A 13,227-nucleotide genomic window follows, 5' to 3' on the forward strand; every position below is an offset into this window, starting at 1 on the left:
GTTTTTGAGTGGTTTGGGGTGGGGTGGGGGATTGAGGTGGTAATACTTGTAAATTTGGTTTTTGGGGAGTGGGGTTTGGGGGTGGGGTTTTGATGGGGTGTTGTGGTTTGTGGGGGGGTATCGCGACGGGGGCGTCGCTCCCACAGAGGCAGAGAACGAGGGGCGGACGAAAAAAAACCGCTTGCGGCTTTCGCTGCAAGCGGTTTTTTGGGGGGCTTCAAGCGGTGGGCGAATCAATCGCCCTTGGCTTCAGGCAAGCCGGGGCTTGTGGCCTCGGCTTGGCTGTCCTGTTTGATCAGGCGAAGTTGGCGGCAGTCAGGCCGGCCCAGGCGGTGTCGGCCAGGTCGATGGTGCCGATGGCGGTGGCGGTCAAGTCGGAGGCGGCAGTGCCGTCAACGATTTGGTACACGGTGCCCACGTTGGTGGTGGCGTTGTAGGCGATGTAGATGCCTTTGGAGGCGGTCGTGTCGTCTGCAGCAGCCAAGGCTGTCTTGACAGCGGCTTCTGTGTTGTTGGCAGTTGCCGTGTCCACAATCATGATCAGGCCATCGGTGGTGGTGGCTGCGGCGCTGAAGGCCGCTTTTTTGCCGCCCAAAGCTGTGAAGTCCATCGTGTCGATGCCGTCACCAGCCACTTCAAAGTTGACGATCACGTCGTTGCCAAAGGCCACGGCGTTGTAGACCACTTTTTCGTTGCTGGCAGCAGCAGGCGCTGTGACCAAAGCATCTGTGCTCAAGACCAACACGTCGTTGCCTGCACCCAGGGTGTGGGTGCTGTCGGCGACTTTGGCACTGTCAGAACCTTCGGCGAATGCGTACGATGGGGTCTGATTGACTGTGGTCACATTCACACCAAAGTTGGCCGCATAGTCGCCGCCTACGGCGTCCATGGTGGTGTCGTCCATGGCGGTCAACACTTGGGCTTCAGTGGCTGTGCCTGTTAGGGCATAGGCTGTGAAAGCGGCAGCGATGTCAGCGGCCGTCAACACACCAGCGGCAGGCTTGGTGATGGCAACAGCCAAATCTTTCACTTCCACTTTGCCGTCAATCAACGAGGTCACCACCAAAGTGTTGGCGGGGCCGTCTGTGGCGAGCAAGAGCTTGCTCAGAACGGCGTCGCTGTTGATGGCTTTCTTGATGGCTTGGTTGATTTGCAGGTCGGTCGTGATGTAAGCCGTGCTGTCGATGTTGACTTTGCTGGTCAGACCGCGGAAGGTGACTTCGGCAACGCCTTTGTACAGGTTGTACTTGGTGTTGGCCGATGACTTGAGGTCGGTCAGTGTGAGGGCGGAGCCTGCAACAGCGGCACCAGCTTGCTCAGTCGTGTTGAAGACCCACACGGCTTTATCGCCAGAGTTGTCGCTGTACACGGTGTCGTCGCCATCACCAGCTGTGACTTTCCAGTCGCCGCCGCCTTTGGTTTTGATGGTGTCGTCACCCGCGCCGCCGTCAATAGACAGGTTAGCGTTGAGCTTGCTGTTGTTGTACCAAGCAGCCGAGCCATCTTCGTATCCGCCGTTGATAATGTCCACCGAAATGGCGTCTTTGCCAGCGCCACCGTTGATGGACAACACGAAGTCTTCGCGTGTGGTGGTGCCCGATGCTTGCAGGTTGCTGGCGTCGATGTCCAAGCTGAATTTGTCGTTGTTGGTGCCCAGGTTGTAGGCAAACGTGACGTTGTCAGCAGCTGGTGCGTCGGGTGCTGTGTCGGCCAAGTTCAGGTACTTGGCAGTGACGTTGTCGGACAGGACGGCGTCGATGTCGAGCATGCCCTTGAAGGTGCTGGCTTCGATCAGGCGAACGTCGTTTAAACCGTAGTTGTCGCTGACAGCGCCTGGCAGTGCATTGCCTTGGGTTGTGTCGTTCCAGTTGCCTTTGACGGTCAGGTTACCTGCATCTTTGACGGTCTTGGTGTAGGCGTCGGTCATGCGGGTGGTGGTGCCGTTGACGATTGAAACTTCACGCAGGGTGTTGTTGGTCGAGTCGATGTTTTGCAGTTTGCTGTTGTCTTCGACGGTGATGTCAAAGCGCTGCACGCCTTTGGATGTGGAGGTGTCGCCCACCGACAAGCCACCCACAACCAAGTCGCCACCAGTGGAGCCACGGCCCACGTCGTCCAACACGATGGTGCTGGTGACAGGGTCGCTGTTGGTGGTGGAGCCTTGGCTGAAGTTGGTGTGCAGGCCAGAGTTGGCAGGCACGACACCCGCAGCCACCCAGCCAGAACCGGCGGGGGTGGTGAAGGTGAATGCGGACGAAGTCTTCATGACGACTTCTTTGCCTGTGACGCTTTGGGCTGTGGTGGTGTCAGTGACCGAGAAGTCAGAACCCACAGTGACTGTCACGGCGCCAGCGCCAAACTGCTTGTCGGCAGCGGCTTGGAAGGCGGCAGCCAATTCGGTGTAAGTTTGTGCGGCGTCGATGGCGTCAGACTGCAAAGTGACCACAGTGGCCACACCTTTGCTGTCGGTGGCTGTGAACTTGAAGCCGCCGTAGGGGCTGTTGAGCAGAGGAGCTTTGCCGTCCACCACAGCGCGTGTGTCCATGACTTGCAGGTTGATCTGCGAAGTCGATGCGCTGGAGTTGCGCAGGCTGTTTTGGTCAAAGTACACCGCGAAGTCCACGTTGCCGGGATCGGTTTCACGCATGGTGATGGTGATGTCTTTGGTGATTTGGTTGTCGGCAATGCGCACGTCTTCAACAAACAGGTCAGCACGGCTGTTGTTGTTTTCCCAGTGGTTCACACCGCTCATGCGGCCGGCGTCCACTTTGACGACGTTGTTGGTGGCGAAGTTATCGCCGTACCAGCCTTGCAGGCCATAAACGCTTTCGCCCATGCCAGCAACGTTGTTGTCGCCTGTGTCAGCGGCCAGCGCCTGGGCTTGCACAATGACTTTTTCGATGTTCGATGTTTTGGCTGTGATGGCGAACTGGTCACCGTTGGTGCCAAGGATGGCGTGCAGTGTGTCGTTGCCAGCGCCGCCGTCGAGGCGGTCGCCGCTTTGCAGTGTGTTGCCGCCAGCTGTCAGATCGGCGTTGAATTGGTCAGCCAAGCTGCTGCCAAACAAGACGTCCATGCCTGCGGTCAGGGATTGCTGGATGACGGAACCAAAGGCGACGTTGGCCGCGCCTGCATAGGCTGCAGCGGCATCGACGTTGGCGTTCCAGGTTTTTGCAGCGGCACCGTAAACGGCGTCGTTGGTCATGCCCGAGAACATGTTGATGATGCTGGCGATTTCTTCACCGCGAGCTGCTGGGGCTGTAGCGTTGAGCTTGGCGGTGACGTAAGCCACTGCGTCGGCAACGCCAGCACCGGTGATGCCCAAGTTGGACACCAAAGTGGCAGCGACTTGGGCGGTGGTTTGCGCACCAAAGGCGGAAACGTAGTAGCTGTTGAGCGTTGCGCCCAAGCTTGAACGGTCGATTTGTTTGTCGACCTGTGCCATGGTGACGGTGCCGACTTGAACGCCGAACAAGCCCATAGCAAAACGCTGAACTGACACTGTATCTGTAACGATAGCCATTTGTTTTCCTTTTTGGAACGGTTTGTGATGAGGGTCTCTTTGCAAAAAAACCCGAGTACGAGCGCTGGTTTGCCCACACTCGCTTGAGAACCTTGTGAATCAAGGCACTCAAGCCAATGCGCTTTGAGTCTAAAAGTATTTGTTATTTTTCTTAATGTTGCGAATTCTAGCGACTGCTAATTCATAAAACTGTGACGACAGTCACATTTGACGGTGTTTAGGATTAAATAAAAGGTATAATTTTTTTGTCAATTAAATCGATTTGAATTCTAAAAACGATATATGTAGCTTTTGTCAGTTTCGCGCCCGCAAAAACCACCATTTAATTGGGGTCAAATTAATTGGGGTCAGATCCCAATTAATTCAGAGGGCAGATCCCCGTAGATGTGATGTGTAGGAGCGACGCCCTCGTCGCGAAAAAGCCTCGCAGACCACCACCCATCGCCCCGAGGGCGGGGCTCCCACAAAGCAAAAAAAAGCCATCGCCTAAAGGGGCGTGTTTGTAGGAGCGACGCCCCCGTCGCGATATGCCTCGCAGACCACGAACCATCGCCCCGAGGGCGGGGCTCCCACAAATCCAAAAGACCATCGCCCGGGGGCGTGTTTGTAGGAGCGACGCCCTCGTCGCGAAAAAGCCTCGCAGACCACCACCCATCGCCCCGAGGGCGGGGCTCCCACAAAGCCAAAAGACCATCGCCCGGGGGCGTGTTTGAAAAATTGCGGTCAGATTCGCATTAATTCGGTCTCCTGTAGGTCGGCGGCTTTAGCCCCGACAGGGACCTGCGCCAAACCACCCCTTACAGAAGACGGTGAGGTCGATAAAATCACATCTTTGCCCCCTCAAACACCGCCATGCCCACCCGCTACCTCGACCCCAAAGTGGACCTCGCCTTCAAACGCGTGTTTGGCGAGCATGAGCATTTGTTGCGGAGTTTTTTGAATGCGCTGTTGCCACTGCCTGACGATGGCCAGATTGAAAGCTTGGAATACCTGACGCCCGAGCAAGTTCCCGAACTGCCGGGTTTGTACAAAAACTCCATCGTTGATGTGAAGTGCAAAGACCAGCGCGGACGCACCTTCATCGTGGAGATGCAAATGCTGTGGAGCACCAGCTTTGAGCAGCGCATTATGTTTTCGGCCAGCCAGGCCTATGTGAAGCAGCTGCACGCGGGTCACAGCTACGCCAGCTTGCAGCCGGTGTATGCCTTGGCGCTGACCAGCCAAGTGTTTGATCGCGAAACGGCTGAGTATTACCACCATTACCAAATCGTGCGCCAGCACGAGCCCCGGCGGGTGTTGGAGGGGTTGGAGTTTGTGTTCATTGAACTGCCCAAATTCACGCCCCAAAGCCGCACCGATAAACGCATGCTGGTCAAGTGGCTGCGCTTCATGAGCGAAGTGGGCGAGAGTCCCGCCAAAGGTGCCGACGCAGACGCCAGCTGGCGCGAAGACCCGGACATTGCCCTGGCCCTGGAGTTGGTGGAGGCAGCGGCCTTTACCGAGCAAGAGCTGGAGGCTTACCACATCCAAATCGACAAAGCGCGAATTGAGTTGACGGTGCTAGAAGACGCAGAGGCAAAGGGCAAGGCAGAGGGCTTGGCAGAGGGCGAAGCCTTGGGCATTGCCAAGGGCAAAGCTGAGGGAGAAGCCTTGGGCATTGCCAAGGGCAAAGCTGAGGAGAAAGCCGAGATGGTTCGCACCATGCACGCCAATGGTCTGGGTGTGGCCCAAATCAGCCAGTTCACCGGTCTGACTGGGCAGCAGGTTTTGGACATTTTGGGGGCTGATGTCCCACGGTGAGGCACACCGCTTTGGCGCTAAAACACCGACCTGCGAAGACCGTCCCCGTAGGTCGGCGGCTTTAGCCCCGACATGAACCTGCGCCAATGTTAATTGGGGTCATTAATTGGGGGCAGATCCACTACTGTCCGGAGATTTTCCAGGCCCCGCCGCTAACCTCATGATTTGTATAGATTTTTTTGATTTCAAGTCGAAATCTATTTGAATAGTCCATTGCTTGGCAGCACACTTTGCTTTTTTGCGAGGTGCGCCCATGCACAAAGGCAAGCTTGGTTTAGCAGCCAGGTTGCTCGCTCCACTTTGGCCGATGCCAACGAGCGACGAGACTGCAGGATCTTTGAAGACTTTGCCATGCACCTCATCGGTGTTGCTCGCAGCCTTTACGGCCAAGATGCTTTTGGGCTGGACCTGGATCAGAGTGTTTATGCCATCGACTCCACCATCATCGATTTGTGCCTGAGCTTGTTTGACTGGGCCCCTGCAACCAAGGGCCGTGCGGGTGTCAAAGTGCACACGCTGCTCGACCTTCGCGGCAACATTCCAGCCTTCATTCAAATCACAGGTTCGCGCGTGCACGATGCAACCTTTTTAGACCATCTTCGCCTGGAGGCTGGCAGTTTTTACATCATGGACAGAGGCTACGTTCACATGGCACGACTCGTGCGCTTTTGTCATGAGGGTGCCTTCTTTGTCGTGCGCTCCAAGTACCCATTGAAATACCGCGTCGTTAACTCCGTACCGACTCCGCCTGAAACCCCGAGCCTTGTGATCCTCACAGATGAGTCCATCGAGCTGACCGGGCAACAAACGCATAAAACCTATACATGGCCATTGCGCAGAATCGAGTTCTACCTTGTCGAGCAAGCCCGCCACATCACGCTTTTGACCAACCATTTTGATTTGCCAGCGAGCCACGTTGCCGAGCTTTATAAAAGCCGCTGGCAGGTCGAATTGTTCTTCAAGTGGATCAAACAAAACTTGCGTATCAAGGCATTTGTAGGCACCAGCGCCAACGCCGTCAAAACCCAAATTTGGTGCGCTGTATGCACCTACGTGGTGGTGGCCATTGTCAAAAAAAGACTCGCGTTGGAGGGGTCAATGCACGCCATCTTGCAGGTCCTCAGCTTGTCCTTGTTCGAGGTCAAGCCGCTGGCCGAACTGCTCGGTGAGCAGTTGCTAAACGATGAAACCGGGGAGCCTGAAGCCCAGTTTTGTCTTTTCCCAGAAATCTCCGGACAGTAGTGGATCTGACCCCAATTAAATTCGGGCAACTTCAACAGACGTCTTGCGGGGGCGTCCACTCTTGGCGCCGCTGACATTAGCGGCTTGAGTTTTGGCGTGAGAAATGACAAGGCCGGGCATGGGCCAACCATGCCATCGTGGCTCAGATCGATTTACAAGTCGAAAGCGTATGCGCTTGCAACCCGGCCCATGGCTTGCAACTGTTCGGGGCGATTCAATGCAACGACAGCCCTGCTAAAAGCCACCAAGTCGATTTGGAGTTTTACAGGCAACTCAATGACCTGACCCGGCTGCAGCAGTGCGGACAACTGCACGATGTCGGTCAAGTGCTTGTTGATTTTTTTGGAGTCAATCGCCTCACCCTGACGGACCCGCTCGGTCATTTCCAACCAGGCAACAGCCTTGAGCGGAATAAGTCGATCTTCGCCCACCCAGGATGGCATGCCGTGCTTACTCTTGCGGCCAGCAAGCACGAACTGGTAGTACTCATCATTCAGCAATATGGCTGACAGGCTGGAAATCTGCTCATTCATCGGGATGGGCGTGAGATGGCCTGGTGGGACGAAGCTCAATCCGTCCGGCACACGCGAGAACAATTCCAGCATGTGGGGGAAATCTTCGTCTTGGGGCTTTTGGAACCTGTACAGGCAAGGCTTTTGCTCAGGGTCGCCCTCTTTTTGCTGGTAGCCACCGGCTTGCACGAATTCCCAAAATTTCTGGCCAAACGCAGGCGTCAAAACTTCCACATGCAAAACAATGTCCAGATCCTTAGTGCCCCTGAAGGGCAGCCCCGCCTCGGTCATGGTGATCGAAGCTGCTGTCCCGCCGATCAGGACGTACTGGTTCTCGAAGTCTTTGAACCACGCCTGAAAAATCGCCAACCCTCTCACCACAGAAACTTCTCCTCAATCTCATCGAGCGCCATCTGAATCCGATCATCACGGTTGTCCCTCAGGCTGAGCCACAAAGACAAGGGATCCACGGTCTTTTCCTTCACTTTCATGCCGGGCTCATATCGCCACACCTGCATGGCAATGCCATCGGCAATTTCCCGTGGCTCAAAGAAGATGCCCGCCTGCCGGGCCCTCTGCCCAGCCTCAGCCGTCATGGCAAGCACTTGCTGTTGCGGCTCATTGACCATGGTCATGCGTGCCAATGCGCTCTCGCCAGCCCAAGGTGCGCCCGTCACTTCAATAATGCGACGATCGTAGGTCCACATGGTTTTGAGGACCGGTGTGCGCAGGTGAGGTTTGGCCTTTTCCCAAAGATCACGGCGTGTGCCATTGAGCTTGAGGTGTTTGGCCCGGCCTCGCACCTCCAACTCAAACAGCTTGAATTGCAGCAACTCTCGAATGGCCCGGGTGGCCGTCATACCGGCATAACCAAGCGCGGCTGCCTCTTCAAACGGATGCCAGGTCACGGTGACCGGATGGTGATTCAAAAACCAAATCAAGAGAGCTTGTGTGGCGGGACTGGCCAGCTCTTGAACCTGACGAGGCCCGGCGCCAAAGCGCTCGGTCAAGATCATCCCCATCTGAGGGGCGAACAATTGCCTGTCCGGAACCACGAAGGCCACACCGTGCGCAATCAGCTGCTTGCGCTCACCGGGTGCGACCTCTGGCAAAGCAATGATGACCGGTACGTGCAACAACTCGCGCAAGCGGTTTGCATGTTGGCTGACTTGATGAACCGCCATGGGATGGTGACCCTTGACACAGGCCAGTGTGATCGGCAGTCCCATCAATTCGCCAAGCAAGACGTCATAGGTATCCTGAAGAAAATACGGCAGTTGAGCGCTCTTGTCACAGGACGCTAAACGCAGGCCTTCCGGTCCGAACACCTGGTTCAGATACCGGACAGTTTCTTGGGGAAGCGTCTTTTCTAACATAAAAAAACAATCTAACATCGACCATGTTGCAAGTCAAATTTATTGTTATTATTTCCTTTTCGACTTGTCAAGACAGTCGTCCGGTGCTTTGACGCACTCCAGAAGCAACCAAGGAGCCCGAAGGCTCCCTGAACATCAAAAACAATCGGGATCTGACCCCAATTAATTCAAGGCTTCTCCCTGTAGGAGCCCCGCCCCCAGGGCGATGGGTGGTGGTTTGCGAGGATTCTCCCTGTAGGAGCCCCGCCCCCGGGGCGATGGGTGGTGGTCTGCGAGGCTTCATCGCGACGAGGGCGTCGCTCCTACAAAGTAAATCGCGACGAGGGCGTCGCTCCCACAAAGCAAAGCAAAGCAAACCAAACAATTAATCGGGATCTGACCCCAATTAGCCTGACCCCAATTAACCCCCCTGCTCCGTCAGAACGATATGCCGTATTCGCGACGCCAGAGTTCGAACATGACGAGGCCGAAAAGGCGTTCGCCGTTGAAGTGGCCTTTGTCTTGGTCGCGCATCAGCTTGTTGACGGTTTGGGCATCGAAGCTGCATTGCGGGTCGCGCAACACGTCGTCAAACAGCGTCCGAAATGGGCCGCCTTTGAGCCATACGTTCATGGGAATCGAAAACTCCTGTTTGCGCTGCAGGTCAAACTCTGGGGGCAAGAGGCGTGAGCACAGGCGCTTGAGCAAGAAACCACCAAACAACTCATCACCGCCATCCCCACCCAAGGCCACGGTGCAATTTTGGCGAACCAACTGGCTCACCAAAAAAGTCGGGACCATCGATGAATCGATGATCGGCTCGTCAAACTGCTGTGCCAAACGCGGCAGCAAATCAGCACTGGCGTCCTCGGCCATCAATTCGGTGTGGCGCGTCCCAAAGTGGCGGGCAATCAAGCGTGCGTATTCTGTTTCATCCGCTTTGCCGTGGCCCGGAAAACCAATGGAAAAGGTTTGCAATTGGCTGGATGCACGCACCGCCATGGCCGTCACCAGGCTGGAATCCACCCCGCCGCTCAACAAAACGCCCACAGGCACATCGGCTGTCATCTGGGCGCTCACGGATTCTTGCAACAGGGCTTCGAGCTCATCGAGCAGAGACTCGTCGTCCGCAGCCCCATGTTCAGACGCCAAGTCAGGCAGTTGCGAATAAGGCCAGACCTGCGCCTGGCCACTTTGCAAATCAAAGCGCAGCGCATGGGCCGGCGGCAGCTTGTTGTACCCCTGCAACATGCAGCCATTGCCTGGCACGTAGCCGTCGCACCCCGGCCATGATGGTGGGAAGAAGTTGTATAAGTTTTAAATATGAACGTCAGCACTGCAGCGGCCGACCTGCTGTTTAATCCATCCCAACTCTGCCAAGGCTAGAGTCCTGCATGACAGTGGATACATAGATACCGGCTCAAACCCAAAAACAAAAGGGACACTTGCATGGCCCCTGAAGCTTTGATTAGTGGTGGATCAATACGCCTCGAACACTTACTGTGAGTAAAAAAATCGGCGTCTGAAAGACTTCAAGTGCCGTGTTGATGGATCTTTTCAGACTGCAAATTCTTCGCTAACTCGATCACTTTCTTCTGGTCTTCTGCAGCCTTTGCCATCACCCGAAAATAAACCTTCTTCTTCTCAGCAGATGACGCATCCCTGATAAAGCGAGACAAAGAAGTGTCAGCAAGCAAATGCTGTTTTGATTCGAACAAACCAGAAAAAAAAGACATTTTCAACCTCAAACTTTATTGACGATTTCAATCACCTGGGCTCGGTCATATCTCAAAGGCACCACCAGATCAATATCTGAAACGTTGGCATGGTACATGCGATTAGTTCCATCCATGTTTTTCAGTATGACATCAATATTGATGCTCTTGCAAAATTCCTGTTTCAACAAATTAACAACTTCACGAGAAGCAAAAAATTGATCCACAAATTTTTGTGGTGGAATCCGCCTTCCTTCAGTGGCTTCCCGGGCTTGAACAAACGTCCAAGCCTGTATAGGTTCCTGATACACAAAAATGACTTGTACCAAGCGCCCTTTGTCCAAGCAACGCTTTACATTTTTACGTGCAACTGCATGGTTTGACAAGGTACCATCCAGCAAAAAACTCTGTTTTTGTTGAAAAGCCTTATCAAGAATTCGCTCCACAATTCTGGAAACCGCATCCTGCACCAGCCACGAATTGTGTCCAGCATACCCAGGTATGTATTGCCGCAAGTCGTCGGGGTCAATGATCAGGAACTCGCCCAACTCAGAAGCTAACGCCCGTGCAGCCTCTGACTTACCTGCGCCCGGTGAACCCGCCATAAACAAAGAAACGGGTGTGCTCTCCCCTGGAAATCGAGCCATCGATGTCAATTCATTGGCAAGACGTGTCCTGTTGGCTTTGGCCCAAACAGTAGCTTCATTGGAGAATTTTTGCTCTTCGAGTGTCATTCATTAGGTGCTGTGAAGAACCATGCATTGTTCAGATATTTCAAGGGAAGTCTAGACCTTCGACCCAAAAATTTGTGACCAGCCCCATATTCATACGCTACACGTATAAATTACAATTTTTTGATACTTAACGGCTAAAAAATTGTTCAGGTCTTCATCCAGCCACCCCGCCCCAGGGCGATGGGTAGTGGCCTGCAAGGCTTATCGCGACGAGGGCGTCGCTCCTACAAAATGTGGGAGCCCCGCCCCCGGGGCGATGGGTGGTGTGCAAGGATTCTCCCTGTAGGAGCCCCGCCCCCGGGGCGAGGGGTGGTGGTCTGCGAGGCTTCATCGCGACGAGGGCGTCGCTCCTACAAAGCAAACCAAACAATTAATCGGGATCTGACCCCAATTAAATCCCCTGCCCCGTCAGAACGATATGCCGTATTCGCGACGCCAGAGTTCGAACATGACCAGGCCAAAGAGGCGTTCGCCGTTGAAGTGGCCTTTGTCTTGGTCGCGCATCAGCTTGTTGACGGTTTGGGCATCGAAGCTGCATTGCGGGTCGCGCAATACATCGTCAAACAGCGTCCGAAAAGGGCCGCCTTTGAGCCATACGTTCATTGGAATAGAAAACCCCTGTTTGCGCTGCAGGTCAAACTCTGGGGGCAAGAGGCGTGAGCACAGGCGCTTGAGCAAGATCTTCTTTTCAGTCGGCGATGTTTTAAGCCGCGATGGCACTTTGCCAAAGGCAAACTCAATCATGCGGTGATCCAGCAGCGGTGAGCGCACTTCGAGAGAACTCAACATGCTGGCGCGATCCACCTTGACCAAAATGCCTTCTGCCATGAAGTTGGCAAAGTCCATCCGGGTCGTACGCTGCAATATGTTGGTTTGTGAAGGCGTCCTGGCTTTGCGCACCGACTCTGCCACCAGTGGCCAATTCGCACGTTTTTGCATCAAACGCGAGCGCGACTGGTCGTCAAAACACGAGGAAATGATGGGCAGGTCTTTGTCCAGATCAACGCCTAAACCCTGCGCCCAGTTGCGCCCCTTGAAACCCACGGGCAAGAACTTTTCTGCCGACCGAGCCACGCCTTGGCGAAGAAAAAGAGGCAGTCGGCCCAAATTCTGTTGCATCCACAGCATGCGGCTGTGATGGTGATAACCACCAAACAACTCATCGCCGCCATCCCCACCCAAGGCCACGGTGCAATTTTGGCGAACCAACTGGCTCACCAAATAAGTCGGCACCATCGACGAATCGATGATCGGCTCGTCAAACTGCCGCGCCAATCGCGGCAGCAAATCAGCACTGGCGTCTTCGGCCATCAGTTCGGTGTGGCGCGTGCCAAAGTGGCGGGCAATCAAGCGAGCGTGTTCTGTTTCATCCGCTTTGCCGTGGCCCGGAAAACCAATGGAGAAGGTTTGCACTTGGCTGGATGCCCGCACCGCCATGGCCGTCACCAGGCTGGAATCCACCCCGCCGCTCAACAAAATGCCCACAGGCACATCGGCCGTCATCTGGGCGCACACGGATTCTTGCAACAACGCCTCGAGCTCATCGAGCAGAGACTCGTCGTCCACAGCCCCATGTTCAGAGGCCAAGTCAGGCAGTTGCCAATAAGGCCAGACCTGCGTCTGGCCACTTTGCAAATCAAAGCGCAGCGCATGGGCCGGTGGCAGCTTGTTGTACCCCCTCAACAGACAAGCATCGCCTGGCACATAACCCATGCCCAGATAACAATCCATGGCTTGGGGATCGATGTCACGGGGGTTGGCAGGGTTGGCCAGAAGCCCTTTGAGCTCTGATGCAAATTGCAAACTGCCATTTGCCAGGCGATAAAACAGGGGCTTTTCACCAGCACGGTCTCGCGCCAAAAACAACTTTTGTTGCAAGGCATCGTGAATGGCAAAGGCAAACATGCCGTTCAACCGCGCCAAACAGTCTTCACCCCAGGCGGTATAGGCCGCGAGCAGCACTTCTGTGTCGCTGTTTGAACGGAAAGTGAAACCCAAGCCAAGCAACTCACTTCTTAAGGCCTGGTGGTTGTAGATTTCGCCATTAAAGACAATGGACACACCACGCCCGGGCAAATGCATGGGCTGATGCCCTTGGGGCGACAGATCGATGATGGACAAACGCCTGTGCGCCAAGCCCACCCGACCATCGGCCGACCACCACTCCCCCGCGTCATCGGGTCCGCGATGTGTCATCGCGTCCCGACCCCGGGCTAACCAGCGTCGATCAGGCCCATGGGCAGTACTGCCCATTCCAATAATTGCGCACATGTGATATCTTAATATACGAGTATTTTTATATTACAGATAAATGACCTGCATTTAAAATACCCATCTAGATTAATT

General features: G+C 54.9%; 9 protein-coding genes. 2 read left to right on the forward strand and 7 right to left on the reverse strand.

Annotation, left to right across the window (positions count from 1 at the left end; all coding sequences use genetic code 11):
- Nucleotides 1-295: 295 nt before the first annotated feature.
- Nucleotides 296-3,523: a beta strand repeat-containing protein gene (locus tag AMM41_RS11455; RefSeq protein WP_194944746.1), complete on the reverse strand. Its 3,228-nt coding sequence runs from the start codon at nt 3,521-3,523 to the stop codon at nt 296-298.
- An 852-nt stretch (nt 3,524-4,375) separates the two neighbouring features.
- Here AMM41_RS11455 and AMM41_RS11465 point away from each other — a divergent pair.
- The gene (locus tag AMM41_RS11465; protein WP_089957899.1) at nt 4,376-5,323 is read left to right on the forward strand and encodes an Rpn family recombination-promoting nuclease/putative transposase; all 948 of its coding nucleotides are present in this window, start codon (nt 4,376-4,378) and stop codon (nt 5,321-5,323) included.
- A 213-nt stretch (nt 5,324-5,536) separates the two neighbouring features.
- A complete protein-coding gene (locus AMM41_RS11470; RefSeq protein WP_255350443.1) occupies nt 5,537-6,565 on the forward strand; it encodes an IS4 family transposase in 1,029 nt (342 codons plus the stop codon).
- 152 nt (nt 6,566-6,717) lie between these two features.
- Here the strand turns inward: AMM41_RS11470 and AMM41_RS11475 are convergent, their stop codons facing one another.
- The 6 genes from AMM41_RS11475 to asnB form a co-directional block, all read right to left on the reverse strand.
- Nucleotides 6,718-7,458: a hypothetical protein gene (locus AMM41_RS11475; protein WP_228769241.1), complete on the reverse strand. Its 741-nt coding sequence runs from the start codon at nt 7,456-7,458 to the stop codon at nt 6,718-6,720.
- Nucleotides 7,452-8,471, reverse strand: a complete 1,020-nt coding sequence (locus AMM41_RS11480; protein ID WP_228769242.1) for a hypothetical protein — start codon at nt 8,469-8,471, stop codon at nt 7,452-7,454. The genes AMM41_RS11475 and AMM41_RS11480 overlap by 7 nt, the downstream gene beginning before the upstream one ends.
- 399 nt (nt 8,472-8,870) lie before the next feature.
- Entirely contained in the window at nt 8,871-9,683 is an 813-nt protein-coding gene (locus AMM41_RS11485; protein WP_089958038.1) for an asparagine synthetase B family protein, read from the reverse strand.
- 281 nt (nt 9,684-9,964) lie between these two features.
- A complete protein-coding gene (locus AMM41_RS11490) occupies nt 9,965-10,168 on the reverse strand; it encodes a hypothetical protein (RefSeq protein ID WP_194944749.1) in 204 nt (67 codons plus the stop codon).
- 8 nt (nt 10,169-10,176) lie between these two features.
- A complete protein-coding gene (locus AMM41_RS11495; protein ID WP_089957911.1) occupies nt 10,177-10,881 on the reverse strand; it encodes a zeta toxin family protein in 705 nt (234 codons plus the stop codon).
- Between the two features lie 408 nt (nt 10,882-11,289).
- Nucleotides 11,290-13,152, reverse strand: coding sequence for an asparagine synthase (glutamine-hydrolyzing) (asnB, locus tag AMM41_RS11500; RefSeq protein ID WP_089957914.1), 1,863 nt, complete (start codon nt 13,150-13,152; stop codon nt 11,290-11,292).
- Between the last annotated feature and the right edge of the window lie 75 nt (nt 13,153-13,227).

The sequence above is a fragment of the Limnohabitans sp. 2KL-3 genome, from assembly GCF_001269405.1.
Taxonomy (GTDB): domain Bacteria; phylum Pseudomonadota; class Gammaproteobacteria; order Burkholderiales; family Burkholderiaceae_C; genus Limnohabitans_A.